General features: G+C 44.9%; 25 protein-coding genes, 2 tRNA genes and 3 pseudogenes. 26 read left to right on the top strand and 4 right to left on the bottom strand.

Annotated features, from left to right (window positions below):
* Nucleotides 1–154: 154 nt before the first annotated feature.
* The 8 genes and pseudogenes from EDM57_RS09490 to EDM57_RS23275 all read left to right on the top strand — a co-directional run bounded on the left by EDM57_RS09490 (nucleotide 155) and on the right by EDM57_RS23275 (nucleotide 7,105).
* Nucleotides 155–1,225, top strand: a complete 1,071-nt coding sequence (locus EDM57_RS09490) for a F510_1955 family glycosylhydrolase (RefSeq protein WP_122904525.1) — start codon at nucleotides 155–157, stop codon at nucleotides 1,223–1,225.
* Between the two features lie 6 nt (nucleotides 1,226–1,231).
* The gene (resA, locus tag EDM57_RS09485) at nucleotides 1,232–1,756 is read left to right on the top strand and encodes a thiol-disulfide oxidoreductase ResA (RefSeq protein ID WP_122904524.1); all 525 of its coding nucleotides are present in this window, start codon (nucleotides 1,232–1,234) and stop codon (nucleotides 1,754–1,756) included.
* A gap of 12 nt (nucleotides 1,757–1,768) precedes the next feature.
* Complete coding sequence (resB, locus tag EDM57_RS09480) at nucleotides 1,769–3,400, top strand: cytochrome c biogenesis protein ResB (RefSeq protein ID WP_122904523.1); 1,632 nt, start codon at nucleotides 1,769–1,771, stop codon at nucleotides 3,398–3,400.
* 27 nt (nucleotides 3,401–3,427) lie between these two features.
* The gene (locus EDM57_RS09475; protein ID WP_246005778.1) at nucleotides 3,428–4,324 is read left to right on the top strand and encodes a cytochrome c biogenesis protein; all 897 of its coding nucleotides are present in this window, start codon (nucleotides 3,428–3,430) and stop codon (nucleotides 4,322–4,324) included.
* A 71-nt stretch (nucleotides 4,325–4,395) separates the two neighbouring features.
* Nucleotides 4,396–5,637: an IS21 family transposase gene (gene istA / locus EDM57_RS09470; protein WP_122904522.1), complete on the top strand. Its 1,242-nt coding sequence runs from the start codon at nucleotides 4,396–4,398 to the stop codon at nucleotides 5,635–5,637.
* Nucleotides 5,634–6,419 (top strand): IS21-like element helper ATPase IstB, encoded by a 786-nt coding sequence (gene istB / locus EDM57_RS09465; RefSeq protein ID WP_029099487.1) that lies wholly within the window; start codon nucleotides 5,634–5,636, stop codon nucleotides 6,417–6,419. The genes istA and istB overlap by 4 nt, the downstream gene beginning before the upstream one ends.
* Nucleotides 6,420–6,455: 36 nt before the next feature.
* Nucleotides 6,456–6,863, top strand: a pseudogene (gene ccsA, locus EDM57_RS09460) (cytochrome c biogenesis protein CcsA); the annotation flags it as partial.
* Between the two features lie 80 nt (nucleotides 6,864–6,943).
* Nucleotides 6,944–7,105 carry a hypothetical protein gene (locus tag EDM57_RS23275; protein ID WP_170163418.1) on the top strand — a complete coding sequence of 54 codons (162 nt, stop codon included), beginning with the start codon at nucleotides 6,944–6,946 and terminating at the stop codon, nucleotides 7,103–7,105.
* Nucleotides 7,106–7,241: 136 nt separating this feature from the next.
* On the opposite strand, the gene EDM57_RS09455 is transcribed toward EDM57_RS23275, so the two are convergent.
* Nucleotides 7,242–8,012 carry a hypothetical protein gene (locus EDM57_RS09455; RefSeq protein WP_246005777.1) on the bottom strand — a complete coding sequence of 257 codons (771 nt, stop codon included), beginning with the start codon at nucleotides 8,010–8,012 and terminating at the stop codon, nucleotides 7,242–7,244.
* 428 nt (nucleotides 8,013–8,440) lie between these two features.
* On the opposite strand from EDM57_RS09455, the gene EDM57_RS09450 reads away from it, so the two are divergent.
* The 4 genes from EDM57_RS09450 to EDM57_RS09435 all read left to right on the top strand — a co-directional run bounded on the left by EDM57_RS09450 (nucleotide 8,441) and on the right by EDM57_RS09435 (nucleotide 12,331).
* Nucleotides 8,441–10,858, top strand: a complete 2,418-nt coding sequence (locus EDM57_RS09450) for a heavy metal translocating P-type ATPase (protein WP_122904521.1) — start codon at nucleotides 8,441–8,443, stop codon at nucleotides 10,856–10,858.
* Nucleotides 10,859–10,932: 74 nt separating this feature from the next.
* Nucleotides 10,933–11,139, top strand: coding sequence for a copper chaperone CopZ (copZ, locus tag EDM57_RS09445; RefSeq protein ID WP_035301135.1), 207 nt, complete (start codon nucleotides 10,933–10,935; stop codon nucleotides 11,137–11,139).
* Nucleotides 11,140–11,228: 89 nt separating this feature from the next.
* On the top strand, nucleotides 11,229–11,714 hold the full coding sequence (locus EDM57_RS09440; RefSeq protein ID WP_122904520.1) for a putative iron-sulfur cluster-binding metallochaperone: 486 nt from the start codon (nucleotides 11,229–11,231) through the stop codon (nucleotides 11,712–11,714).
* Complete coding sequence (locus tag EDM57_RS09435; protein ID WP_122904519.1) at nucleotides 11,711–12,331, top strand: NAD(P)/FAD-dependent oxidoreductase; 621 nt, start codon at nucleotides 11,711–11,713, stop codon at nucleotides 12,329–12,331. Before EDM57_RS09440 ends, EDM57_RS09435 begins: the two co-directional genes overlap by 4 nt.
* 383 nt (nucleotides 12,332–12,714) lie before the next feature.
* Here the strand turns inward: EDM57_RS09435 and EDM57_RS24155 are convergent, their stop codons facing one another.
* On the bottom strand, nucleotides 12,715–13,053 hold the full coding sequence (locus tag EDM57_RS24155; protein WP_122904518.1) for a four-helix bundle copper-binding protein: 339 nt from the start codon (nucleotides 13,051–13,053) through the stop codon (nucleotides 12,715–12,717).
* A 141-nt stretch (nucleotides 13,054–13,194) separates the two neighbouring features.
* Here EDM57_RS24155 and EDM57_RS09425 point away from each other — a divergent pair, with 141 nt between their 5' ends.
* The 8 genes from EDM57_RS09425 to EDM57_RS09385 all read left to right on the top strand — a co-directional run bounded on the left by EDM57_RS09425 (nucleotide 13,195) and on the right by EDM57_RS09385 (nucleotide 19,609).
* Complete coding sequence (locus EDM57_RS09425) at nucleotides 13,195–13,944, top strand: cytochrome c biogenesis CcdA family protein (RefSeq protein WP_122904517.1); 750 nt, start codon at nucleotides 13,195–13,197, stop codon at nucleotides 13,942–13,944.
* A gap of 32 nt (nucleotides 13,945–13,976) precedes the next feature.
* A complete protein-coding gene (locus EDM57_RS09420) occupies nucleotides 13,977–14,681 on the top strand; it encodes a response regulator transcription factor (protein ID WP_122904516.1) in 705 nt (234 codons plus the stop codon).
* The gene (locus EDM57_RS09415; protein ID WP_122904515.1) at nucleotides 14,678–16,102 is read left to right on the top strand and encodes a sensor histidine kinase; all 1,425 of its coding nucleotides are present in this window, start codon (nucleotides 14,678–14,680) and stop codon (nucleotides 16,100–16,102) included. The genes EDM57_RS09420 and EDM57_RS09415 overlap by 4 nt, the downstream gene beginning before the upstream one ends.
* Nucleotides 16,099–16,308: a hypothetical protein gene (locus tag EDM57_RS09410; RefSeq protein WP_044900472.1), complete on the top strand. Its 210-nt coding sequence runs from the start codon at nucleotides 16,099–16,101 to the stop codon at nucleotides 16,306–16,308. Before EDM57_RS09415 ends, EDM57_RS09410 begins: the two co-directional genes overlap by 4 nt.
* Nucleotides 16,309–16,406: 98 nt before the next feature.
* A complete protein-coding gene (locus tag EDM57_RS09405) occupies nucleotides 16,407–16,661 on the top strand; it encodes a hypothetical protein (RefSeq protein WP_122904514.1) in 255 nt (84 codons plus the stop codon).
* A 227-nt stretch (nucleotides 16,662–16,888) separates the two neighbouring features.
* On the top strand, nucleotides 16,889–17,281 hold the full coding sequence (locus EDM57_RS09400) for a rhodanese-like domain-containing protein (protein WP_122904513.1): 393 nt from the start codon (nucleotides 16,889–16,891) through the stop codon (nucleotides 17,279–17,281).
* Between the two features lie 589 nt (nucleotides 17,282–17,870).
* Nucleotides 17,871–19,073, top strand: coding sequence for a multicopper oxidase family protein (locus EDM57_RS09390; protein WP_122904512.1), 1,203 nt, complete (start codon nucleotides 17,871–17,873; stop codon nucleotides 19,071–19,073).
* 236 nt (nucleotides 19,074–19,309) lie between these two features.
* Nucleotides 19,310–19,609 (top strand): DUF2933 domain-containing protein, encoded by a 300-nt coding sequence (locus tag EDM57_RS09385; RefSeq protein WP_122904511.1) that lies wholly within the window; start codon nucleotides 19,310–19,312, stop codon nucleotides 19,607–19,609.
* 823 nt (nucleotides 19,610–20,432) lie between these two features.
* Here EDM57_RS09385 and EDM57_RS09380 read toward each other — a convergent pair.
* Nucleotides 20,433–21,350, bottom strand: a pseudogene (locus EDM57_RS09380) (hypothetical protein).
* A 500-nt stretch (nucleotides 21,351–21,850) separates the two neighbouring features.
* Nucleotides 21,851–22,336, bottom strand: coding sequence for a helix-turn-helix domain-containing protein (locus EDM57_RS09375; RefSeq protein ID WP_281274229.1), 486 nt, complete (start codon nucleotides 22,334–22,336; stop codon nucleotides 21,851–21,853).
* Between EDM57_RS09375 and EDM57_RS23700 the strand changes: the two are divergent.
* From EDM57_RS23700 to EDM57_RS09345, 6 genes and pseudogenes are all read left to right on the top strand, one after another.
* Nucleotides 22,252–22,440 (top strand): annotated as a pseudogene (locus tag EDM57_RS23700) (ATP-binding protein); the annotation flags it as partial. The gene EDM57_RS09375 and the pseudogene EDM57_RS23700 overlap by 85 nt on opposite strands.
* 3 nt (nucleotides 22,441–22,443) lie before the next feature.
* Nucleotides 22,444–22,800, top strand: a complete 357-nt coding sequence (locus EDM57_RS09370; RefSeq protein WP_246005779.1) for a magnesium chelatase subunit ChlI family protein — start codon at nucleotides 22,444–22,446, stop codon at nucleotides 22,798–22,800.
* A 530-nt stretch (nucleotides 22,801–23,330) separates the two neighbouring features.
* Nucleotides 23,331–23,672, top strand: coding sequence for a YolD-like family protein (locus EDM57_RS09360; protein WP_122904507.1), 342 nt, complete (start codon nucleotides 23,331–23,333; stop codon nucleotides 23,670–23,672).
* A 13-nt stretch (nucleotides 23,673–23,685) separates the two neighbouring features.
* Nucleotides 23,686–23,994 carry a hypothetical protein gene (locus tag EDM57_RS09355; protein WP_122904506.1) on the top strand — a complete coding sequence of 103 codons (309 nt, stop codon included), beginning with the start codon at nucleotides 23,686–23,688 and terminating at the stop codon, nucleotides 23,992–23,994.
* Between the two features lie 374 nt (nucleotides 23,995–24,368).
* Nucleotides 24,369–24,444 (top strand) — tRNA-Gly (locus tag EDM57_RS09350).
* Nucleotides 24,445–24,493: 49 nt separating this feature from the next.
* Nucleotides 24,494–24,570 (top strand) — tRNA-Arg (locus tag EDM57_RS09345).
* Nucleotides 24,571–24,667 lie beyond the last annotated feature (97 nt).

The following is a 24,667-nucleotide window of genomic DNA, read 5'->3' as shown; positions in this document are numbered from 1 at the left end:
AATACCTTATTCATATGCATCAATCTATAGGAAATGATTCGACACAAGTCTTTCTTACTTTCATCATAATTTCTTCACAAGTGGCGGTTAGAATAATACAGATTCTTGATATCGTTTCCTGAAAAAGAGAGAAAAAGCGAAAGGAGTTTCATTCATGGGTCTTGCACTGGTAGGTACATCTTTAGTAACTCTTGTGCTGTTTGTTTGGTTTATCGTTACGAAAAGACAAATCCAAACGCTCAAAAATGTGAAGAAACAGGAAGACAGGGAAAAACGTCTGCAGTTGTCCAAAATGCTGCGCTATTTAAAATGGGGCTTGAGTGCAGCCGTCCTTATGGTGGTGACGACTGGAGTGCTTTCTATCTTCGGCATTAATGCGGATAGGGCGATTTATCTTGAGCACATACACGGATTGGGTTTTTCGACAGATGGCAAAAGGGTTTTGATTCCCGCTCACGATGGATTAAAGGCATATGAAGATGGGATTTGGAAAATACCAGAAGGTGAAAAGCACGATTATATGGGTTTCTCCCCGGTTGATAACGGTTTTTACAGCAGCGGTCATCCAGCAGTGGGATCTGATATGAAAAATCCATTCGGAATCGTTAAAAGTACTGATGAAGGAAAATCATTACAGACACTGGCTCTTGAAGGGGAAACAGACTTTCACAACATGGCAGTTGGTTATTCGTCTCATGTCATTTACGTGATGAACCCCCAGCCTAATTCTAAAATGAACACTCCGGGTCTTTACTATTCCATAGACGAAGGCGTTACATGGACAAAAAGTCAAATGAACGGCTTCGGTGAGGAACCGACTGCCATGGCTGTGCATCCTACGGAAGCATCAGTAATAGCTATTGGCACACCTAGCGCTGTCTACCTTTCCAAGGATTATGGCAACACTTTTGAAAAATTGGTTTCGGCTGGACAAGCTACAGCATTATTTTTTAATAATCACGGCGAGTTGTTCATCGGCGGTTACCAGAACAAGGCGTATCTGCAAAAAATGGATATGACGAGTAAGAAGGCAGAAAACCTGCTAATTCCTGCTCTGACCGAAGACGCAGTTGCCTATTTTGCCCAGAATCCTTCAGATGAAGACCAAATGTCATTTGCGACTTTCAAAAACGACGTCTATATCTCAAACGACCAAGGTTTGAAATGGAAAAAAATCGCTGATCAAGGGAAGAGCATTTCTGAAGGGAACGAGGAAGGAAAATAAGCGGCGATGAACACGAAAAACCGAACGTCCGTCCGAATTGCCATTCTCGGCATATTGCTTGTGGCGCTGGTTTTTGCAGTATATTCAAGCTTTGTTAAAGACCCAAATGTCATAAAAGTGGGACGAGACGCTCCCAACTTTAGCCTGGAGCAATTGAACGGAACACCTGTAACCCTTTCTGACCTTAGAGGAAAAGGTGTGGTTCTTAATTTTTGGGGGACCTGGTGTGAGCCTTGCAAAGCGGAAATGCCTGCCCTGCAAAAGCAATATGAAGCCTCTAAGGATAAAGGACTGGTGGTTTTGGGTGTTAATATTGGAGAATCAGCCATTACAGTAGAGCAATTCGTGAAACAGGTTGATGTAAACTTCCCGATTCTAATGGATCGTCAGTCCAATATAACCAAACTGTACCGTATCGGGCCCATACCAACCACTTTTTTTATCGATCCGGACGGAGAAGTACAGGAAATCTTTGTCGGGCAAATGACGGAATCCATTATTGCGGAAAACGTGGCCAAAATCTTACCGTAAGTGAGGAACACTATGGATCAACGTAAATGTGAATGCGGACATGCCAATCCGTTTGGAACGCTTTTGTGCGAATCGTGCGGAAAGCTTTTGGACACGAATCAGTCGATTCAACAGCCACAATTTCCAGATATACGTTATGAAGGCATGGCGCGGCGATCTCAAACATTTGCTTCCACACCGATTAACCTGGTGTGGAACTTCTTTTCATCTGTCAAAGTAGCCATCTATATCATCCTCGTCATCCTGGTTGCTTCTGCCATCGGGACAATCTTCCCTCAGCAGATGTACATTCCCGTTCCGGTGCCTACAGAAGCGGATGTTGCCCGATTTTACAGTGAAACGTATGGGATATGGGGACAACTTTTTTACCGGCTTGGCTTGCATAACCTCTATTCTTCCTGGTGGTTTGTCACGTTATTGGTTATGCTGGGGACCTCTTTGATCATCTGTAGTCTGGACCGGGTCATTCCGCTATACAAGGCTTTGAACAAACCTCGTGTTAACCAGCATCTTTCTTTCTTAAAAGGGCAGAAACTTTTCGGTGAGACAAATTTTGACGGCACGGCAGACTCTAGAGCGTTACTGGAACGTTCCGAGAAATTGCTCAAGAAAAAGGGTTATCGAATATTTCAGAGTGGTGAAGCAATCCTTGCAGAGAAAGGACGCTTCAGTCGTTGGGGCCCTTACGTTAATCACATCGGGTTGATTATTTTTCTCATCGGGGTATTGATGCGCAACATTCCCGGATTTTACCTGGACACGTATGTCTGGGTCAGGGAAGGAGAAACGGTGGCATTGCCGGACACGCCCTATTACATAAAAAACCTTGGTTACAAGACGGAGTATTGGAAGGAGGAAGAAATGGCGGAAAAGTTAGATTTGAAAGGCGGCACAATTCCAAAGAATTACCAAACAGACGCGGTACTTTACCTCAACAAGAACACCGAGCTTCCTGGGGCCAACCCTGATCTTGTAGAAATACAGAGAGGACCGATTGTAGTCAACCACCCTATGAAGTATGACGACATCTCTTTGTACCAATCTGGCGTGCAGGAGATGGAACTGGGCGCACTTAATTTCAGTTTGATCGATAAGCAGGCGGGAAACAAAAAGCTTGGCACAATCAAGTTGGACTTGTATGAGCCTAAACCTGAGCAATTGGTGACCGATGGGGTAAAAGTACGTGTTTTGGACTATTTTCCGAACTTTTATCTAGACAATAACGGTAAGCCGGCTACAAAGAGCAACCTGCCCAAAAATCCCATGTTTGCGATTGAGGTCCAATCCGTAAAAGAAAATATAAGGGAGAAAATGGCGTACCTTAGTGGACAGGTCATTTTGAAGGACAAGAATGGCCGTTTTGGTTTGGAAATCGAAATGCCTGATTTCGTAGATATTTCCGGTATCATGGTACGTAAAGACAGGGCTGTACCGCTGATATATTTCGGCGCGTTCATTTTCATGGTAGGGGTGGTCATGGGCTTTTTCTGGCAGCACCGCCGCATCTGGATCCAACTCGGGGACGGGCACCTGTACCTGGCAGGCCACACCAACAAAAACTGGTTCGGAATGCGCCGGGAAGTTCAGGCTTTCATGGAAGAGATGAAGCTGTCGATTTCATTAGAGGACAAAACAAAGATGTAGGGTAACTAAAGAAGGGAGATGGAGTTGATGCTCGTCCAAGTAAGTGACTGGCTATTGGATATCGCCTTCGCACTCTATGTGATCTCATCGGCTTGTTTCGCCTTTGTATTGACAGGAAAGAACTGGAAAGGAAGAGATCCAAAAGAACATGAACAGCGCATTGGCAGGCTGGCATACTGGATAGCTGTCGTCGGTTTTCTCGCACAGGGGGGATATATTGTTAGCCGGTGGATTGCAGGGGGACACAGCCCTACCAGTAATATGTTTGAATTTATGGCGTTTCTAGACTTTTGTATAATCCTCGCATACCTTATCATTTATCGGATTTATAAATTGACAGTCATTGGTGCATTCGTGCTTCCACTCGGCGTCATTATGCTGGGGTATGCATACGTGTTTCCGAAGGAAGTGACGCCACTTATTCCGGCGCTGCAAAGTTACTGGCTGCAAATTCATGTAACCACGGCTGCTCTAGGAGAAGGGATTCTGGCTGTCGGGTTTGCTGCAGGTTTGATGTATCTGATCCGAACCGTGCCCCAGGATACGGCGACCAAAGGGACACGATGGCTGGAGATCGTGCTGGCTGTCGTATTGATGTTGGTTGGGTTTATTATCATGGATTCAACATTTGTCCGTCTGGATCAAAAAACAGTGTTTGAAATGCCCAAGCAAGAAATGGACAATATGGGGCAACTGACGAATGTGACCGTGGAATATACGCTTCCAGCTATTGTGGCCCCGGCTAACTCCAAGATTGTCAAACCAGGTCCGTTGTCGCCATGGTTCGAGGCCCCCGCTTGGATGGATGGGAAAGACGCAGCGAGGAAACTGAACACGATGGTCTGGTCTATCCTGTCGGGCATAGTGCTCTACGGAGGGCTTCGGTTGTTCTTCCGTAGACGCTTGTGTGAAGATCAGCGATAAAATCCCCAATAGAATCGGTTGAAAATTCCCCATTTTCATCGCAGACTCTCTCCTTGGAGGAGAGAGAAATTATGGTAAAGAATGGGGAGTTTTACATGATTCACGAGATGAGGAAACGTGGCATGAGTATTACTCGGATCGCGCAGGAAATGGGGAGGGATCGAAAAACCATTCGTAAGTGGCTAAACAAGAAGGAACCTGAATCCTATCAGCGAAAGGTCACTCGTCTCGGCAAGCTGGATCCGTTCAAGGATTACGTTCGCCGCCGAATGGAGGAAGGTTGCCTGAATGCGAGAGTTATCCTGGAAGAAATCAAGGCAAAAGGGTATACCGGTGGGATTACCACTCTGCGAGTCTTCATGAAACCGTTCCGGCCCACCGTCATCAGCAAAACCACCGTCCGATTTGAAACAGATCCCGGATACCAAGCCCAAGTCGATTGGGGACGGTTTACGGTGGACTGGCACGGCAAACCAAAACGGCTCTATGCGTTTGTCATGGTCCTCAGCTATTCTCGCATGATGTATCTGGAGTTCACTGAAGATGAGAAGTTGGATACGCTCATCAGTTGTCACCATCGGGCTTTTGAGTATTTTGGAGGGGGTACGGAGGTGATGCTGTACGACAACATGAAGACCGTTGTGAAAGACAGAGATGAACAGGGCCATCCCGTCTGGAATGAGCGTTTTTCCCGATTTGCCAGCCACCACGGCTTCCTTCTTACGAGCTGCCGGCCCTATCGCGCTCGCACTAAAGGAAAGGTCGAAAACGGAATTGGCTATGTTCGCAAGAACTTTTGGCCGCGCGTTCGGGCATTTACCGGATTGGACGATCTGAATCGCCAAGCACGCGAGTGGTTGAATCAAGTAGCTAACGTGAGGATTCATGGAACCACGCACGTCAGGCCGGTTGACCGCTGGCATGAGGAAAAGCTGAAACCCATGAACCCAACGCCGTTTGCGGTCGTCGACCGTCATGCTCGGAAGGTATCAGCCGACTGCCTGGTATCGTTTGAGGCCAACCGTTACTCCGTTCCCTTCCGTTTTATGGGGCAAATCGTGCATGTCCAGGACGACAAGAACGGACGCATCCGGATTTACAGTGGAGACACACTCATCGCTGAACATCCCAAGGCCGTCCAAAAAGGGCAGCTGGTCATCAACAAAAAGCACTTCGAAGGACTGCGCCCAACCGGTCAACATCGAGTTCCTGCCCTAATGCCCAAACTTGTTGACCGACCAGCCCCTGAAGTGCTGGAACGAAACTTATCCGTGTATGAACAATTCCTCGACGAGGCGGTGAGGCTCCAATGATTGGGCTGCAAGAACGTCTTGAGGATGCCTTCCACCAATTCGGATGGACTCGCATTCCCGAGGTGCTTCACCACCACGCCGAAGAAGCTTCCAAACACAATATATCGTATCTGGAATTTCTGGACAAGCTGCTGCAGGAGGAGTTGGCGGCAAAATGGGATCGGTATATCCGGACCCGGACACGTCTAGCCAACTTGCCCTTTCACAAGACCCTGGATCAATTCGACTTTCGTTTCCAACCATCCATCGATGAACGGCGAATCCGGGATCTGGCGACCCTTCGGTTTATCGAGCACCAGGAGAATCTCATTTTCCTCGGCCCGCCCGGTGTGGGGAAAACACATTTGGCCGTTGCACTGGCTTTGGAGGCGATTAAGCAGCGGTATACGGTGTATTTTACAACCGCCCATGATCTCGTGCAAACGCTTCAGCAGGCCGATCAGAACCATACGATCAAACAAAAAATTCGCATGTACACCAAGCCGCGTCTGTTGATCATCGATGAGATCGGCTATCGCAAGATGGACGAACCGGCAGCCCATTTCTTCTTCCAAATCATCTCCGAACGATACGAGACCGGCTCTATCATCCTGACTTCCAACAAGTCGTATGGTTCATGGGGAGAAATCTTTGGAGACTCTATACTGGCCACAGCCATCCTGGATCGTTTGCTGCATCATTCCACCACAATCAATATCAAGGGGGAAAGTTACCGCATCAAAGAAAAGAAAAAGGCGGGTTTCTTCCGACCAGAAGGGCATGAAGAACACCCAAAGGAGTAGTCCTTGTTTCCGCCCCCTAAGGGGCGTATAAAATAACTCTTACTGGGGAATTTTCGATTGATTTTTTTGAGGAGCTTTCTTTTGATCTTGACATTGGGATCGGTGATGCAGCCTTCGCTTGCAGGTATTGATCCAGAATTACTGGATGAGATCAGTTACCGTGCTATCAGCATCGGTTACCCGGTGTTCACGCTCGGTGCTCTCATTTTCGCGATGATATGGGCAGAGGAAGCGTGGGGCCGTTTTTGGGGATGGGACCCCAAAGAAGTATGGGCTTTGATAGTATGGTTGTTTTACAGTGCCTACCTTCACTTGCGACTGTCCCGTGGCTGGATCGGAGCCAAATCAGCGTGGATGTCAGTCATTGGTTTCGTCATCATCCTAATCACCTTGGTGGTTGTCAATCTTGTCATTGCTGGCCTACACTCCTATGCGGGTATGTAGTGGAAACCAGTTCTTCATATTCTCTACACAATCTTTGGGTATGATTATCCCCAAGATTACTTTCCGAGGGGGATTACTGCATGAAAAAGGTTGTTTTTGCATCGCTTCTCATCCTTTCGCTAGTGGTAAGCGCGTGTTCAGCATCTGATAAGCAAAACGGGGATATGCAGAATATGGACCATTCCAACATGCAAAATATGGATCACTCCAACATGAACAACAATGATACCTCCAAGAAATGAGAAAAGGACTCCTCGGGTAAGGACCCGGGGAGTCTTCATTTTATCTACCATATTTGTTTTTGGAAGCACTTTTAATAACCAAGGACCGGCACCTCAGAACACGGACTCAGCAGAGTGTCAGTGATATGGGATATTTCTAGGGTACCTCCACTACAAATGGTACGACGAATACTTTGTTGTTTTGTTGAAACTGTCCCCAGATCTTATAGACGCCGGAGTTGGGAAACAAAGTTCCAAATTTGGCTTCAGGTCCCGTTGTGTTTTCTTCCAACGGATGATTATGGATGTACTTCTCCACATCGGAACTGATGATGACCACATGACCGATGGCTCCCAAATACGGTTGCAGATTGGTGATTGGCTGCTTGCTGGCTGCGTCTCTAAAAGAGAATGTCATCGTCGCTTCTTGTCCGGACTGCAATTTGTCAAAGGATAACGTAACTTCTTTTCCCTCTACGATTTTGGTCAGATTCATTTCCGGCTGAAGTGGACGAGGGGAGGGAGCTTGACCGGATACGGTAATCCACTGGCTCTCCGGTTTAGGTTCTCCGCCGCTCGGAATAAAGTCTGCGATCAGCTTGTAATCGCCACCCGTAGGGAAAGTCATCGTAACGGTGAACAATCCTTTCCCTCTGTTCTCGGAATGAAGATGTTGAAATGTGGATAGGTCTTTACTGACCACAATCAAATGCATCTCTTTTTCATGGTTAATCTCAAATTTTTCGATTGGTTTTCCCGTGTTGTCTTGTATCTGAATGGATATTCCTTCTTTCTGATTGCTTTGAAGTGATTGGTTGCTAAACTCAGACCGCCTGTACTTGTGAACTGTTGGTCGTCTCGTTACCCCCTGTTGCTGGTTGATTATGCTGGGCGTGGTCTTGTGCCGGTTGTTGCGGTTGGGCGGCATTGGGGGTACATGCGCCTAGGGCAAGCGCATAAGCATAGATGACAATACATGTGAATTTATTCATTGGACTCAACCTCCATACTTCACTTTCTTGTTCGCATTTAGCATGGTCGTATTCTGGTGTTTCATTCCCGGTTAGGGGGAGCAAGAGTGGATAAAACATGGAGGGATGGGAAAAGTAAAAGTAAAAATGGAGATGTTGCTGCTTGGATGAATTGTTGTATCTGATCGCATTAGTGGTCGGAAGCACAGTTACTTATTACATATATCGTTATCAAAAGGAAAAACGAATGAATGCGAAAGAAAAGGGTAAACGGTAGGTTGTAACCCCAGATAAAAAAATTAAAAGAACTTATGGTATTGAATACCCTACTGGGGTATTGTATTATTAAGGCACAATCGTTTTGCCAATGGAGGTGTTGACCTGTATGAGCACGGCAACCACGGCCAAAGAGGCGAATGAAAGAAGTGCAACATTGAATATCGAGGGAATGACCTGCGCTTCCTGCGCAATCCGAATTGAAAAAGGGCTTGCCAAGATGGAAGGAGTCAAGCAAGCAAACGTCAACTACGCAATGGAAAGAGCAACAGTCACGTACGATCCGTCAAAGGTAGACGTGACCGCCCTACAAGCAAAAGTGAATGACCTCGGGTATAAAGTATCGACTGAGAGAGTGGATTTGGATGTTACAGGCATGACCTGTGCGGCATGTGCAGCTCGTATTGAGAAAGGCTTAAAGAAGCTACCTGGCGTGATCGATGCAAACGTCAACTTAACGATGGAAAGGGCGACAGTCCACTACAATCCGGGTGAAATCAGTCCCGGACAGATGATCGAAAAAATCAAGGATTTGGGGTACGGAGCCAGTCAGCGTGAAGAAACAGGCATAAAAGAAGACGAACGGGGAAAAGAAATCAAGATTCAAAAGACGCGCTTCTTTGTCTCGGCTGCATTGTCTTTGCCGCTTCTCTATACCATGGTAGCTCATCTAGGGTTGCCTGGCTTTTACATGCCGCATTTCTTAATGAATCCATGGGTTCAATTTACTCTAGCCACACCGGTGCAATTTATAATCGGATGGCCCTTCTATAGAGGAGCCTACAAGGCGTTAAAAAACGGCAGCGCTAATATGGATGTCTTAGTGGCATTGGGTACCTCTGCCGCGTACTTCTACAGTTTCTTTGCCAGCCTTGCCGGACGAACGGATAAGCTGTATTACGAAACGAGTGCCGTACTGATTACGTTGATTATCCTTGGCAAACTTTTCGAGGCGCTCGCAAAAGGGCGGACATCGGAAGCGATCAGAAAGCTGATGGGGCTTCAAGCTAAAACAGCTACTGTGATCAGGGACGGGAAGGAAATGGTGATCCCCCTTGAAGAAGTCGTGGTAGGAGACAGCATCCTAGTCAAGCCCGGCGAGAAGATTCCGGTAGACGGGGTGGTAAAGAGCGGTACATCCGCTGTCGACGAATCAATGCTTACAGGCGAAAGTGTCCCTGTCGACAAAAAGGCAGGAGACCCAGTAATCGGTGCCACGATAAACAAAAATGGCGTATTGACGATTGAAGCGACAAAGATCGGTAAAGATACGGCGCTGGCCCAGATTATTAAAGTGGTGGAGGAAGCACAAGGCTCAAAGGCACCCATTCAACGGATGGCCGATAAAATCTCGAGTATTTTCGTTCCCATCGTGGTGGGGATCTCAGTCATTACCTTTATTGTTTGGTATTTCTTCCTGGAGCCAGGTAACTTTACGGCAGCACTCGAACCAGCGATTGCTGTATTGGTGATTGCATGCCCCTGTGCGCTTGGATTGGCCACTCCTACTTCTGTAATGGTAGGTACCGGAAAGGGGGCTGAACTTGGAATCCTATTCAAGGGCGGCGAACATTTGGAGGCAGCCCATAAACTGAACACGATCATTCTCGACAAAACTGGTACCATTACCAAAGGAGAGCCTTCGTTAACCGATGTGATCGCTCTCGGTAACAATTCTGAGTTGGATCTACTGACTTTGGTTGCTTCTGCTGAAAAAAATTCCGAGCACCCACTGGCCCAAGCTATCGTGAAAGGGGCCGAAGCCAGAGGAGTGACATTGTCTCCTGTGACCAACTTTGAAGCGATCCCTGGTTTTGGTTTGCAAGCACAAGTGAACGATCAACGTCTCTTGATCGGAACGAGAAAATTAATGAAGCGTTATGACATTGATACCTCTTCGGTGGAAAATCAGATGCAGCACTTGGAAGACCAGGGAAAAACCGCGATGCTGGTTGCAATAAACGGCGCGTTGTTCGGAGTTGTTGCAGTTGCTGATACATTAAAAGAAAGCTCGAAAGAAGCGATCGCCCAGCTTAAAAATCTCGGGCTTGAAGTGGTCATGATTACGGGTGACAACCAACGGACAGCTCGTTCTATTGCACAACAGGTTGGAATAACTCAGGTTCGAGCGGAAGTTCTACCTGAGGACAAAGCGAAAGAAGTGGAAGCATTCGAGCAGCAAGGCAAAAAAGTGGCGATGGTGGGTGACGGGATTAACGATGCTCCCGCCTTGGCAACGGCTGATGTCGGAATGGCTATTGGGACTGGTACTGATATTGCCATGGAGGCAGCCGATATCACATTGATGCGCGGCGAACTCACAAGCATCCCGCAAGCCATTACACTTAGCCACAAAACAATGCAAAACATTAAACAAAACCTGTTTTGGGCACTTTTCTACAATAGCGTCGGCATCCCGATTGCAGCAGCAGGTCTGTTAGCACCTTGGGTTGCAGGTGCAGCAATGGCTTTCAGTTCTGTCTCCGTTGTCCTAAATGCATTACGACTAAAGCGGGTAAAGATCTGACGAACTTTATAGTCGGCAGCATACTGCAATTCAAGTGTTTATAAACCTCATTAGATGAAAAGGAGAGATTGATTATGAGCACAGTTACTTTGAACGTACAAGGAATGTCTTGCAATCACTGCGTGAACTCTATCGAAGGGGCACTCAATAAACTGGAGGGTGTACAATCAGCAAAAGTTTCCCTTGCAGATAATCAGGTAACCGTTACATTTGATGAATCTGCTGTCTCGTTGGATAAAGTTAAGGAAACCATTGAAGACCAAGGGTATGATGTTATCTGATGCAGAGATGGAGGAAAGGCTGCGGTTTTTAATCGCGGCCTTTCTTCACAATAAAGACGATCTATTCTGTAAACAGGAGTTGACTGATTGTGGAAAGCTGCTGTCAGCCCACTACACAAGCGAATTCAAGAGTTACTCTTTGCCCAACCTGCCATGAAAATGGTCGAAGTGTTCCTATCATCACGTTGAAATCATTGCTTAAGCCTGATGCGCTTTCCATGCTGCATCCAAAGTTGAAATATTTCTTTTGTTCCACGTCAACCTGTGAAGTGGTGTATTACAGTGAAGCCAACACTTTCAAAACCCAGGATATGAAAGTACCTGTGTTCCAAAAGGATAATCGAGTACAAGTACCTGTCTGTTACTGTTTTGAATGGACGAGAGAACGCTTGAACCATGCAGTCGAAGAAAAAAACGATCCTATCCAATTTATACGTGAGCAGGTCAAAGCCGATCGCTGTGGTTGTGAAGTGAATAATCCGCAAGGGGCCTGTTGTTTGGGCAACGTCACATCTTTTATCCGGGAAATTGAAAAAAATGAAAACACTATCATGTCGGGGAGGCATTACGAATGAATCGTGTAAAGTTCGCAGTCAGTCCTGAAATCAGGGTAGGAGGCGCTGTTTTTACTCCAAAGGATATGGTGGCTATCGGAGAGATTGTAGGGGAAGACGCACAAATCGAGCTGACGACCTTTCAGCAATTGATTGTAGAAATGAGTGAAGAAAAGGCTGATGAGGCCAAACAGGCGCTGCGAGATTTTGGTTTATGTGTGTATGAAGTCGGTTCTGTCGTAAAGAACTTGTCAGTTTGCACCTTTTGTAAAGGTGCAGAGGTTGAGGGGCTTCAGGCAGCAAGAGATCTGAACGAAACGATCGCAGGAATGCCGGTACCCTTCACGATGAGAGTTGGCTACACAGGTTGTCCCAATGCCTGTGGGGAACCGTTGGTTAAAGATATTGGGATTGTGAAGCGGAAAGATATGTTTGAAATTTACATTGGCGGTCAGTCAAAATCAATGGAAGCGAAAACGGCTGATCTGTTGGTTGATCAAGTTCGAGAAGAAGAACTATCAACGGTAGTCAAAAGTGTGATTACTTTGTATCAAGAGAAAGGAAAGAAACGGGAGAAGTTTTCCAAGTTTGTACAGAGATACGGGGTAGATAACATTCGTAAAGAATGCGGCCTGTAAACGGTATTGTTATACGATGAATATATGTGAAGCAGAAATCCATCACTTAAATGTGATAATAAAATCAGAACATAATAAAGTATTTCGTGAATAAAAACCTAAAAAAATTACACTTTGGCGATTGGGGAAAGCCACAGAATACGGTCATGCGAATTGCCTTTCCATCCAATTTATTACTGGATGGTTTTGAAACAACGACATATAACATGAACGGGCTGCTGTCATACTTAATGAGAGTTGCAGGCTTTGTTTAAATAGACGAAATGCTCCATTACAATATAAATTACATTCTCTCTATAACGGGGAGGAAACCATAAAAATGTCTGTTCAAAGGATAGAAATTGTGTTCAAGGGGAAAGGAACATTGCCTTTCCCCTTTTCGATTATCCTGCCATTTTGCGGCAATGCTCTGCACACTCTCTGCAGACTTTGGCACACTCCTGGCAGTGGGAATCCTTGAACATCTCACAATGGGTAGCACACTCTTCGCAGATCGTGGCACAAATGCTGCACATCTGCTTTGCGTATTGGCTGTTTCGTGACATAAATTGCACGGAAAGAGCGCAGATATCGATGCAATCGCGCAGAGTTTGAATGCACCTGGTTCTGTTTTGGGCATCTGGCTCTTGAAGGCAGGCTGTGAGGCATTGTTCACAGGCTTGAAGACATTTCATACACGCCTCAATGCATTGTTGATACGTGTTCGAAATGGTAACGGGCATGATTAAACACCTCCTTTCCGGGATTCAAATGTAGTATGAATCAATCTTGAGGATGTATACCGGTGTTCTTCATAATTCCCTCACAAAAGGATCGTAAAATACCTGGATAAGAAAGTTATCGCATAGGGCGGAGGGAAAGATATGGATTGGTATTTGTATTTGTACCAACTAGGCTCCTGGTTTGCCAAGCCATTTACTAGCTTATACTTTGGAATGGGGGAACAAGCACCATTGATCGGAGCGCTATTACTCGGGATCATTGGAGCATTTGCCCCTTGCCAGTTGTCGGGGAACGTCGCTGCTTTCACCGTGTTTGGAAAAAATCTGATTAATAAAGGTACATTCGGCTATAATCTTGTGCTGTTTATTCTAGGAAAAATCGTGGTCTACTCAGCCTTAGGCGGGATCGTGTACATGTTTGGGGAGCAGCTTTCTACACAAGCCATTCCAGTATTCCAGTGGGCAAGGAAATTACTCGCCCCATTGTTCCTCCTGATCGGTTTGTTTATGCTGGGATGGATTCGATTGCCTTTTTTCCGGACGCAATCGTTCTTAAAAAAAATGGAGCAGTTTACAGATCGTTTTCATGGAGGAATGCAGTCGTTCCTTCTTGGCTTTACGTTTTCGCTAGGATTTTGCCCGACGATGTTTTGGCTGTTTTTTGGTCTTGCGATGCCGTTAATGCTTTCCAGTTCAGTTGGGCCTCTGCTTCCTGCTGTTTTTGCCGTTGGGACCACTATTCCCTTAATGATTGTCCTGCTTACATTCGCAGCAGCGAGTGACAGACCGATTATTATGAAACAGTATAGGAAAATGGGTTCTCTCACTCAAAAGCTCGCCGGCGTGATCTTTATCCTATTGGGAATCTCCGACTTCTTTACGTTTTGGTGATTTGGGAGAACTTTAACAAATGAGGGATACGCATGAAAAAAGTACAAGTACTTGTCGTTGATGATGAATGGAACATGAGGAATCTCCTCCGTATCTATCTTGCAAAGAATGGATTCGAAGTGACGGAAGCAAAAAATGGGAACGAGGCTGTAGCGCTGTCCACCCAGCAATCATTTGATCTGATCATTTTAGACATTATGATGCCAGATATGGACGGGTGGGAAGTCTGCCGGAAAATACGTGAAAAGAAAGATACACCAATCATCATGTTGACAGCACGAAACGAAACTAAGGATAAGGTAAAGGGCCTACAGATTGGTGCAGATGACTATCTGGTCAAACCGTTTGAACCGGAAGAATTGCTTGCCCGGGTGTTTGCTCTTCTACGAAGGGCGAGTATAACGGAAATGATCCCAGCAAGAAGAATGCTTGTTTACCACGACCTGTCGATTGATCCGGAAGGAAGGCAAGTGCTGATTCAAGGAAACACAGTTGATTTTACGCCTAAAGAATTTGACTTGCTTTTTTCCCTTGCTAGTCAGCCAGGGCGCGTATTCAGTCGAGAAGTACTTTTAGAAAACATATGGGGGCATGATTTTTTGGGGGATATACGAACGGTTGACACACACGTGAAAAACATCCGTGAAAAGGCAAGAAATGCAGGATTATCCTTTAACCCGATCCATACAGTTTGGGGTGTGGGCTACAAATTTCAGGGAATTGATGGACGAAAATGATTGGAAGTCGAATTGTTGTCAAGTTAGGCGGAACTATTATTTTGCTGTTCCTCATTGTGCTTTTGCCCGTTGGGTTCGTTATCGAAAGGATTTTCTCTGGATTCTACTACAATGAAGTATGGGAACAAAATGTCGGTTTGTCAACCCAGTATGCAACTATAATTGCCAATACGAACAATTCCAGTGTAATCCCCATGATTGAAATGATGGCCGGTTTTTCCCAAATCAAATTGTATATCGTCGACAGTCGCGGTCGAATCATCGCAAACTCCGGTATACCGGACCTTGTAAAAGGGACTCTTCTGCCAACGGAAGAGATATTTCCTCTTTCGCAAGGAAAAGCGATTGAAAAAGTTTACATGGAACCGTCAACCGGGAAACGATATCTTGTTTCTGGACAGCCAATCATAAATGAACAGGGTTTTTTGGGCGGAGTTTATGTGATGTCATCTATCGAAGGAATTGATCAATCTTTGCAAAATGTAAGGGCCATGCTGCTGTTATCGGGAGTTGGCGCTTTTTTCCTTGCCCTTGGGTTTACCTACATCCTATCCAAGAAATTATCACATCCGTTAATACAAATGGAAAAAGCAGCTCGCAAGATAGCTAAAGGGGATTTGGATACACGGGTAACAGTAAGGAGCACATCAGATGAGATTGGATCGTTGGCGCAGGCGATTAATGATTTAGCCTTCGATTTACAACGCGTTCGGGATTCACGCAGGGAGTTTTTTGCAAATATCTCTCATGAACTGCGAACTCCGATCACTTACGTGGAAGGTTATGCAAAAGCGTTGAAAGACAAGATGTATCAATCAGAGCAAGAAAAAGAACAATACTTGGACATCATTTATGAGGAGTCTGTTCGGCTTTCCAATATGATTGGAGATTTGTTTGACCTTTCAAAAATGGATGAGGGAAAAATTTCATTACAGATGGAATGGGTTGATTTGTCCGAAGTGATGGAAGGGGCCATTCATAAATCAGTTTTTCGAGCGAGAAAGAAGGGCCTAGATATTGAGTATAGCGTCCAGGATAGACTACCACTCGCCTATTGCGATGGAAACAGGATGACACAAGTTTTTATCAATTTGCTGGATAACGCAATCCGGTATACAGAAAAAGGACGAATATCTGTTACGATGTGGCAAGAAGAAGATGGAATCAAGATTGCCGTTACAGATACCGGGATGGGAATTCCCGAAGCAGAACTTCCATATATTTTTGACCGTTTTTATCGTGTAGAAAAGTCACGTTCACGTCAATATGGTGGAACAGGGCTAGGTTTGGCAATCGTGAAGAACCTGGTTGAACTTCAAGGAGGGACGATTTTCGTTACCAGCAAGTTAGAAAAAGGAACTCGGTTTGAGTTGACGTTTCCAAATGTGGCTGAAACCGAGACAAGGGGGGAAGACAGGTGAGATGGATTGATTGGATCATGGTTTCCCTTATGATAGTAATCGGCCTGTCCTGCCTGACGATGTCGGCTACTTGGATGGCGAGTCCGGATTCCATTTTTGCTTACGTAAAAACACTTTTTAAAATTTGCTTCTGGATTAGTGTACCAGTCATTACCGCAGCCATTTTTTATGTACTGATGAAAACGAAAAGAAATCAAGACGATTAACAGCTGCGTCACCATTTCTTCAAAAATTCCTCAAGGTTTGAACAAACCCTTCCCCTATACTAACCGTGTAGCTATCAATCCACAAGGAGGAATTCATAATGCAAAAGAAGACGAAACTGATCTTGGTGTTCTCTACACTAGCTCTTCTGATCGTAGGTCAAGTTTCTTTTGCTGCCGAATCCGACATCGATAACCCGTCCATGATGAACGGCATGACGAATATGATGAAGATGATGGATGAACAAAGTATGATGAATATGATGAATACGCCCGAAGGACAACAGATGATGCAAAGTTGCAACAAGTTCATGGCAGCGTATAACGCCAAGAAAGATGAGGGAATGAAACAGTAAATGTAGTAGTGAAAAAACCAGTATCCATTTGTGAAATCGGATACTGGTTTTTTGCTCTCATCCTTAAAACAATTTATCGGGCTTCTTTTATTTGTTTGTTCTCCATAATTTCTTCATTACTTAATTGTATGCTATATTCCGGTTCAGCAAATGGAAGCATTTTATCCATTGTACCGGTAATGAAATAATCCACATAATGGAATATGTTTTGGGAGGTACGATAAAGTGTGAAAAAAGTTTGGTTAGTTTCACTCGTTGCTCTTGTCGCCGCAGTAAGTATTTTCGTGATGTACCTTTTTAACATGCAAGAAAAGACATTGCAGGTGATCAGTTCTGAAACATTGACAGAAATGTTAGAAAAAAAGATGGATATGGTTATCGTCGACCTTCGGGAGCCGGAACTATTTGCAAAAGGGAGGATACCCACCGCTATTAATATCCCTTTCGTAGATATTAAAACGAAGTATACAAGCATTCCTAAAGATAAGAAAATTGTGTTTGTTTGCCATACTGGACGTATGGGAACAGAAAGTGGAAATTTTTTACTGCAAAATGGTTATAAGGATGTTTATAACCTTGAGGGCGGCATGGCTAAATGGAAGGGGCAAATCGAGCAATGATTTGTTATGAGATGGGAACGTGAAAGCGTGACCATCTTTTTTTATGAAAATGGCGAGGTGTGAAGTACAGGATAAGGCTTCAGTTTATCGAGCATCAGAAGAACCTCATTTATCTTGGCCCACCAAGCGGGGGAAAACACACTTGGATGTCACACTGGGGTTAGAAACGACAAAATGTTTTCCATCATCGCAAATCCCCTGACAAGAAAGTGTGGAACCGGAAACACAACCTTAAGAAGACGAAAATTTTTTGTTCGGACTCTCGGTCCGATAACATGTGCTGTTAAGGTTATCCAAACAGTTTTATTACCAGAGTCGAACCACCGCAAAAAAACCACGTACTGGCCGATTCCACTTCAGTATGAAGGATATTATAGATCAAACAAGAAAGGCTATTAGCTCGTGACTGGATACAGTCAAGAGTGTTTAATTACCTTGCGGAACAGATGCATAACAGCTTACATGTGAAAATGTGGAATGAAAAGATCGAATTTATTGAATTACGTTTCCACTCCCCTCTGAACATATCGTATACATAGTTTGTCTTCTTACGCAAAAAATACAAGTAACACTACAGGGAGGAATACGCATGAGAAGACTTGCTATACCCTTCACCGCCCTAACTGTTCTGGTAATGTGGGGATGTGTGCCAAATGCAATGCAACCGTCAGATCAAACAAAGATCGCTGCAGAGAATCAGGCGCCAGCCAAGACAAATCCTAATAATGAAATTCTTACTACCCAAAAACTAAGAAAGCTGCCTGTACTTACGGAAACAGATGCCATTCGGCCAACAGGGCATGTCCACGAATACAAAATTGAGGCCAAGCCTGCTCGTTGGGAGCTTGTGTCCGGAGTACAGACGGACGCTTACACGTTAAACGGAACGGTTCCCGGTCCTACCATTCGCGCCAAGGAAGGGGACACCATCCGTGTCATTCTCAAAAATAGTCTGCCGGAAGAAACTGCCATTCATTGGCATGGTTTGCACGTTCCCAACAAGATGGACGGGGTGCCATCCTTCACCCAACACGCTGTGAGACCGGGTGAGACGTTTACCTACGAGTTTGTAGCCAATCACGCGGGAACCTATATGTATCACTCACATTTCAACAGCATCCCGCAGATTGACAAAGGTCTGTACGGATTGTTGATCATCGACCCGCAGAACCAGGGTCCGTTGAAACACGACCGGGAGTTCACCATGTTGTTTGGAGGGTGGAACGTCCCGAACAAGTCTGGGGGACAACAACATCAAACCAAAAACGACCATATGACAGGAATGTCTAAAGGAGAGCCAAACGGGCAAAAACATAAAGGTAACGTCAGAAGCATGATGCAACATGGTAGTAAAAACAAAGACCAGCAGAAAAACCCTCATGAGGGGATGATCATGCCACCGACAGAATCCCCGAAAGACAACTCAGGCAGTACAGTTATGGGGATGGATTACAATTACTGGACCATTAACGGCAAGTCGTTTCCAGACACCGATCCAATTGAGGTAAAAATGGGAGATCTAGTTCGTATACGTCTGGCTAACATCAGTAATGGCATCCATCCAATGCACTTGCACGGCCACGATTTTCGCATCATCGCAAAGGATGGACATCCTATTGCCAATCCCCTCATTGCGAACACGATTACGGTAAATCCGGGCGAGACCTACGACATCGATTTTATTGCCGATAATCCTGGAGAATGGGTTTTCCATTGTCATGAACTTCACCACACGACAAACGCCGATGTGGAACCGGGGGGACTGATGGTTCTCGTCAAATACGTCAAATAACATCAAAAGAGACACTTTGTTTCCGCACAAGGTGTCTCTTCCTTCTGCGCAGGATAAATTTTCATGAAAAGGATTGAAATATCGATACGAAATCGTGGTAGCGCCTTTTGTTTACCCGTGTAATCGCGATTGTCCCCGCAGTAATTGTGACATCAATTTATGGTGTCTTCATATTTTCCTCACAACTTGAGGTTACAATGAAGACCAAGGTACTTTAGAAAGGAGTGTTCGATTACATGGAATGGTTGTCTATATTGACCCTATTGGCTTGTCCGTTAATGATGCTTATTTGCATGAAGGGTATGAATCACAATCATAAAGGGCATGTGAGCTCTATAAAAACGGATGATCCGATAAATGTAAATGAATTGCAAATGCAGATAAAAGAACTGACGGAAAAGAATCAACGATTGTATCAGGAGGTTCAAGCCTTAAAAGGACAAAAAACTGAAATATCTGCTACATCCAGTGATATTAGAGGAGAGGGGAATGAATCGGTTTTCGTACAAATTAAACACCACGGACAAAATTTTTAAATTTGAAGACTGATGTAGCAAATGCTCCATAATTGTTTTTGACAAGCTTGCTTCTATTTACGATAGGTGCCAGCTTGTTTTTTGTAAAGGCATATCAATGTCATCGAGATGTAATTGCTCGGGCGCGCCGAAAAAAGAATAGCCCCCCTTAGCTCTCCATCAGTTTGATGACAGCGAAAATCTCATCGGAGGGAAAGACATAATGTTAAGGAAGTGGAATAGTAATATCGTTACATAGGCAAGATTATTTGTAAAAGCGCCCGTCAAACGGGACATTCTCGCTATACAGTTAGTCAGAATTTTCGATCAGATGGTATTTCTGAAAGGGAGCTTCGCAGTTCTTATAACTCGAAGCTGGAAACAAAGGGCAAAGTCGAGTCCAATATGTGACAGTGAATAGGAATTATGACAACATGCTTCCAGGATTGAAAGGACGTTTATCTATATCGATGGAAATTACAGAAAATATTAAACCAAAAGCAAAAAGCTGCGTAGTACGTTAGTGGAATCCGCACGTGCAGCAGCAAAAAGAAAGAAATCTATTAAGCAACTCATTACCATCGAGTTGGTCACCCAATGAGGAAAAAATCGGGTTGTTTTTACACTATCTTACGAGCGATTATTGTAATGATGACATGTAAGCAAACCTACATCGAACTAGGACCAGAATACTTTGAGACATACAACTCAATATAGGCCCTACGTTTAAAAAAATATTTATTAACGGTTTGGAATCTGATTTGGAACAGTATGTTTCTACAAGATGCCTGCGAAGAGTGGGAATTGGCTCCCTTTCGATTACACGAATTCTTTTCCATCTCCTTCACATTTGCATTACCTTTCCTCTTCGCTTCATCTCCAATTTTTTATACATTAACACCAAAACAAACAGGAATACACACGTAATCAACGAACCTAGCGGCAACATCGCGACGATATAATCAGGGAAGACAAACGGGAGTAGTGGAAAGGCGTACACTGCTGGAATACGGATGCCAACAATGCGTAACAGAATAAGCATCAAAATCATATCGAACAGCGTTACCAATATCCACGAATCGATAGCAAAGTACAACATCGTTCCGACAGTCGCAGATATTGTCAACACAAGTCCTTGTTTAAACGCCATTTTTCCGTTGTACAATGGCTTCTGAAGTGACTCAAACACAACAACGAGAATCGGCGGAATAACTGCCAGTTGGTAGCCAACGAGCCCACATAATCCAATCCACATGAAAATCAGCACTAAGAACACCAACATGTACTTGTACTGTATCTTTACTTTCTTCTCAAGTCCTTTATTCAACTTAAATACGAGTACCCCAAGCATTAATATGAAGGTAAAAATGAAAACTGAAATAATAAAAGACCATTCGTTTGCATTCGTGACCACCGGTAGTAAGCCCGTTGCAATTGACGGTCCCAAGTTCGATTAAATGATCCGTAAAAAAAGCATCATCAGTATGAGGGTAAGGCTTACTTTGCCTATATAAGTAATGTGTAATTGATTCACCACGAAACCGATTGCAGCAGTGATGGACGGAGCAAGAAAAATCTTCGGCGGTTGCCTGATCCACCCCGCTTCTCGGTACACCCACATGGCAATCGCCATTGCCGCAACTTCCGGCAAAATAATTTCGGGATCTTTCAACATCACCGAAGCCGTAATCATTGCAATGATGAATGTAAAACTAATGATATATGAAAGAATGGTTACTTTCTTTGAAACTGCTGAATCCATGTTTATATGCTCCTTTAGTTCGTATTATTTTCATCATAAAGTTTTTATTATTAGGTAGTAATCTAATAGAAATCAACAATGTTGCTAATGAATATCTCAGCTTTCGCAACTCAATTGTGCGACAAAACCCTTCTAAACTGGGTAAACTCGAATCTCATTGCTGGACAAATGATAAAAATAGGGTATCCTTGCCCATGAGTTCACCAACAATGGCCACCAGCATCGCTTATATTTCCGTCATTTTCAAGTTCCTCCATCCGATAGACTTAAACGGGACAATTTCAAGTTCCAGGAATTCTCCATTCATCTAATCCACCTCGTCATAATATACCCAGATGATGGTTTACCCAGTCAGCTCTTACCCACATCATAGCATACCCCCGTATGGTATGTAAAATCTTCGGTGTTGTTGACATATCTTAGTCGATTTCCCAACCTGCTTAGCAGTTGCTATAGAATGGACTTCAAAACAAAAGGTGCGTGGTTGGATTCATCGTGAATCATAGCGAAGGAAAAATAGCTAAGAATTTATCAAGACGTTCCATATATTTTTCGGAAGGCCGGTAGACATCTTTTTCCCACCACAAAATCATTCGAGTGCTTACCCCCAATTTCTTTCCGAACTCCCTTTTGTTGTACCCATGATAGAGTCGTGCCTTTTTGATTCGTTGGCCAAGTGTATGTTCCGGAAGGTTCTCAAAACAACCGAGGTAAGCGATTGACATCCCCAATGCCTCAGACAACTTTCTGAGGTTAGGTGGGCTTACTGTTAACTTGTTCTGTTCGGCCAGACGAAGAGATCGGACACTAAGACCGGTTGCAGCAGCAAGCTCGACAAGTAACATGTTTTTCTCTAATCGTGTACGTCTGATACGTCCTCCGGGTGTGTCATCTTCCGGCAATGCAGGAGACAGCGATGTTTCCTTGTGAATCGAAATTTCTAGGTTGTTATCTTCACGCTTGTCCCTGCGGCTTCTATGGCACACGTGACCAGCGCGAATGCACCTGCACGCCACAGCAAATCCAAAAATACCGCTCCAAATTGTCAGGTCCGCTGCTTGACCGGATCGACCTGCATCTGGAAGTCCCTCGGGTGCCGGTCCAACTCCTTCACGAACGAGCGGCGGGAGAGGCGTCGGAGACGATCCGCAAGCGGGTGGAGAGGGCGAGGGAGATTCAGTTGGAACGCTACCGCGATCGTCCGGTTTGCCCGTTCAACAGTGCCATGAATGGCCAGGAACTGCGCCTCTATGCTCAGGTGGACAAGGAAGGGCAGGAACTGCTTCGCCTCGCTTTTGAGACGCTCGGTTTAAGCGCGCGTGGTTACGACCGGATCGTCAAGGTGGCCCGCACCATCGCCGACTTGGATCAGTCCGAACGGGTGGAAGCAGCCCACGTAGCGGAAGCGATCCGCTACCGGGCACTGGATCGCGGGAGGATGGGGGAATGAGTGATTGGCTCCTCCCTTCTCCTAACGCTTGAATTTTACCAGTACAATATTTGCAAACGAAATAAGTATCTTCTTCACGGAGAATGGAGCACTGCTGTTGGGTTAGTTTGTTTAGTTCCCATAAATGGATTTTTTTACAATAATCATATCTATCTAAATCATTGTCTTCGTCCATTTAGTATTCCTCCTAAAAAAGGGGCAATACGTCATTATCTATGTGGTACAACAGAATTGCTTCCGTACGCACAGGGTTGGAGTATGCTGCCTATAATGGTTAGTTTTGAATTCATAGTGTATTCCTTTCAACAGCGAGCTATAATCCAGCAGCATCTCACCCAGATCATGTACCTTGACAGCAACGGCAATACAACGCAGCGTACTTTGCGGCCGCGTGAGATCGTGGGTGATCGACTGATAGCATACTGCTCACCCGAAGAGCGCCTTGTGACTTTACCATACATCGAGTGGGACCGCATGCAGCCGGACAAGATCGAGCTGTTGGAAGCATGGGAAAGGGGAGTACATCATCCATGGCAAGTAAGATAGAAAATATGTGGGCTGCGTCCCGTTTTGTCCTGCCCGAACAGCGGGAGCTGTATCTGCAGCACAGGGAGGATATGAAGCTGGTAAAGATGCCGGAACTCGAGCAAGACGAGCTTGAGTCATTTCATTACCTGATCCGAGACTCAGCCCGCGAGGACTATGCAATCACCATCACCTGGTGGCAACCAGTCAAAGAGGACTTGGGCAAAACCTGCAGCATGTGGGGCGTGATCAAGTGGATGGATCAAAACAGCCGGCGGGTTAAACTGGTGAACGATGAGGAGAGCCGGTGGATTCAGATGGATGCAATCATTGAAGTAATTCCATAAAGGGGAGAGCAACGTGTCAAATGTACTTACCTCATTAGATTCAATGGATGTAAGAAGTAGGATCATTGGAGCTATTTTTATTGTTTTTAAAAAACCAGAAGCGATAGCACAATTTGTAGATGAGAGTACTGGGACCACGTACGTTGTTACTTACAACCGAAAAATATTGAAAATTTCGGTTGGTAACGGTGATTACCAACAGTTTGACAACTTACTCGTATTTTTGACATCTCAGATAGGGCCCCCAGATAAAATTTACACCAAAGAATCAAGGCTTGATCCCGGACAGATGATTTCGTATATGGAGTGGCTCAACAAATAAGAAGCTGTAGACCCGTCTCTGCATTAAATCGGAGACGGGTCTTTGCCTTCAATATCGATCCAAATAATCCGCCGTATGCATATTTAATGCCGTATGCATATTTAATATAGAAGAAATCCGAGGGACACTTGGGGACGCGGGGACGAATTGGGGACCAAATCGAACAGCAGGTTTCATTTTTTGCCCTTCCTTACCATAAACAGTTTGCACAAAACCCTTGACCCATCAGCATTCGACATGATACACTCTTATCTGTCAGATGGCCTCGACCAGATTTAGGTTCTGGCGGGAGACCGTGGGGGTTCAAGTCCCTTCACCCGCACCACATAAGCAGAAGGTATTGTAGCCAGAGCAAACCTTTTACCATGTCACATGCGGACGTAGCTCAATTGGTAGAGCGTCGCCTTGCCAAGGCGAAGGTCGCGGGTTCGAGACCCGTCGTCCGCTCCATAGTTGTTCTGCCAGCTTTCAACCGTTTCAGGTTGACCCGCAAAAAAATGTGCCCTTAGCTCAGCCGGATAGAGCGTTTGACTACGAATCAAAAGGTCGGGAGTTCGAATCTCTCAGGGCACGCCATTACTTCATATGAAATCGAAGAGTAGGATCAATTCCTACTCTTTTTTGCATAATCAAGGCTGCATTCTTGCAATTTCCAAGCAAGTTTTCCTTGTAT

Origin of the sequence: Brevibacillus gelatini, assembly GCF_003710935.1 — a bacterium.
Taxonomy (GTDB): Bacteria; Bacillota; Bacilli; order Brevibacillales; family Brevibacillaceae; genus Brevibacillus; species Brevibacillus gelatini.
This window is presented reverse-complemented; position numbering and strand designations above follow the sequence as displayed.

Coding starts and splice junctions, on each gene's coding strand:
- EDM57_RS24155 (WP_122904518.1), bottom strand. CDS start 13,053: ATGCCCGTTACCATTTCGAACACGTATCAACAATGCATTGAGGCGTGT.
- EDM57_RS09450 (WP_122904521.1), top strand. CDS start 8,441: ATGAGCACGGCAACCACGGCCAAAGAGGCGAATGAAAGAAGTGCAACA.
- EDM57_RS09455 (WP_246005777.1), bottom strand. CDS start 8,012: ATGCCGCCCAACCGCAACAACCGGCACAAGACCACGCCCAGCATAATC.
- resB (WP_122904523.1), top strand. CDS start 1,769: ATGGATCAACGTAAATGTGAATGCGGACATGCCAATCCGTTTGGAACG.
- EDM57_RS09415 (WP_122904515.1), top strand. CDS start 14,678: ATGATTGGAAGTCGAATTGTTGTCAAGTTAGGCGGAACTATTATTTTG.
- EDM57_RS09425 (WP_122904517.1), top strand. CDS start 13,195: ATGGATTGGTATTTGTATTTGTACCAACTAGGCTCCTGGTTTGCCAAG.
- EDM57_RS09390 (WP_122904512.1), top strand. CDS start 17,871: ATGAGAAGACTTGCTATACCCTTCACCGCCCTAACTGTTCTGGTAATG.
- EDM57_RS23275 (WP_170163418.1), top strand. CDS start 6,944: ATGAAAAAGGTTGTTTTTGCATCGCTTCTCATCCTTTCGCTAGTGGTA.
- EDM57_RS09475 (WP_246005778.1), top strand. CDS start 3,428: ATGCTCGTCCAAGTAAGTGACTGGCTATTGGATATCGCCTTCGCACTC.
- istB (WP_029099487.1), top strand. CDS start 5,634: ATGATTGGGCTGCAAGAACGTCTTGAGGATGCCTTCCACCAATTCGGA.
- EDM57_RS09420 (WP_122904516.1), top strand. CDS start 13,977: ATGAAAAAAGTACAAGTACTTGTCGTTGATGATGAATGGAACATGAGG.
- copZ (WP_035301135.1), top strand. CDS start 10,933: ATGAGCACAGTTACTTTGAACGTACAAGGAATGTCTTGCAATCACTGC.
- EDM57_RS09360 (WP_122904507.1), top strand. CDS start 23,331: ATGGCAAGTAAGATAGAAAATATGTGGGCTGCGTCCCGTTTTGTCCTG.
- EDM57_RS09405 (WP_122904514.1), top strand. CDS start 16,407: ATGCAAAAGAAGACGAAACTGATCTTGGTGTTCTCTACACTAGCTCTT.
- resA (WP_122904524.1), top strand. CDS start 1,232: ATGAACACGAAAAACCGAACGTCCGTCCGAATTGCCATTCTCGGCATA.
- istA (WP_122904522.1), top strand. CDS start 4,396: ATGGTAAAGAATGGGGAGTTTTACATGATTCACGAGATGAGGAAACGT.
- EDM57_RS09435 (WP_122904519.1), top strand. CDS start 11,711: ATGAATCGTGTAAAGTTCGCAGTCAGTCCTGAAATCAGGGTAGGAGGC.
- EDM57_RS09490 (WP_122904525.1), top strand. CDS start 155: ATGGGTCTTGCACTGGTAGGTACATCTTTAGTAACTCTTGTGCTGTTT.
- EDM57_RS09385 (WP_122904511.1), top strand. CDS start 19,310: ATGGAATGGTTGTCTATATTGACCCTATTGGCTTGTCCGTTAATGATG.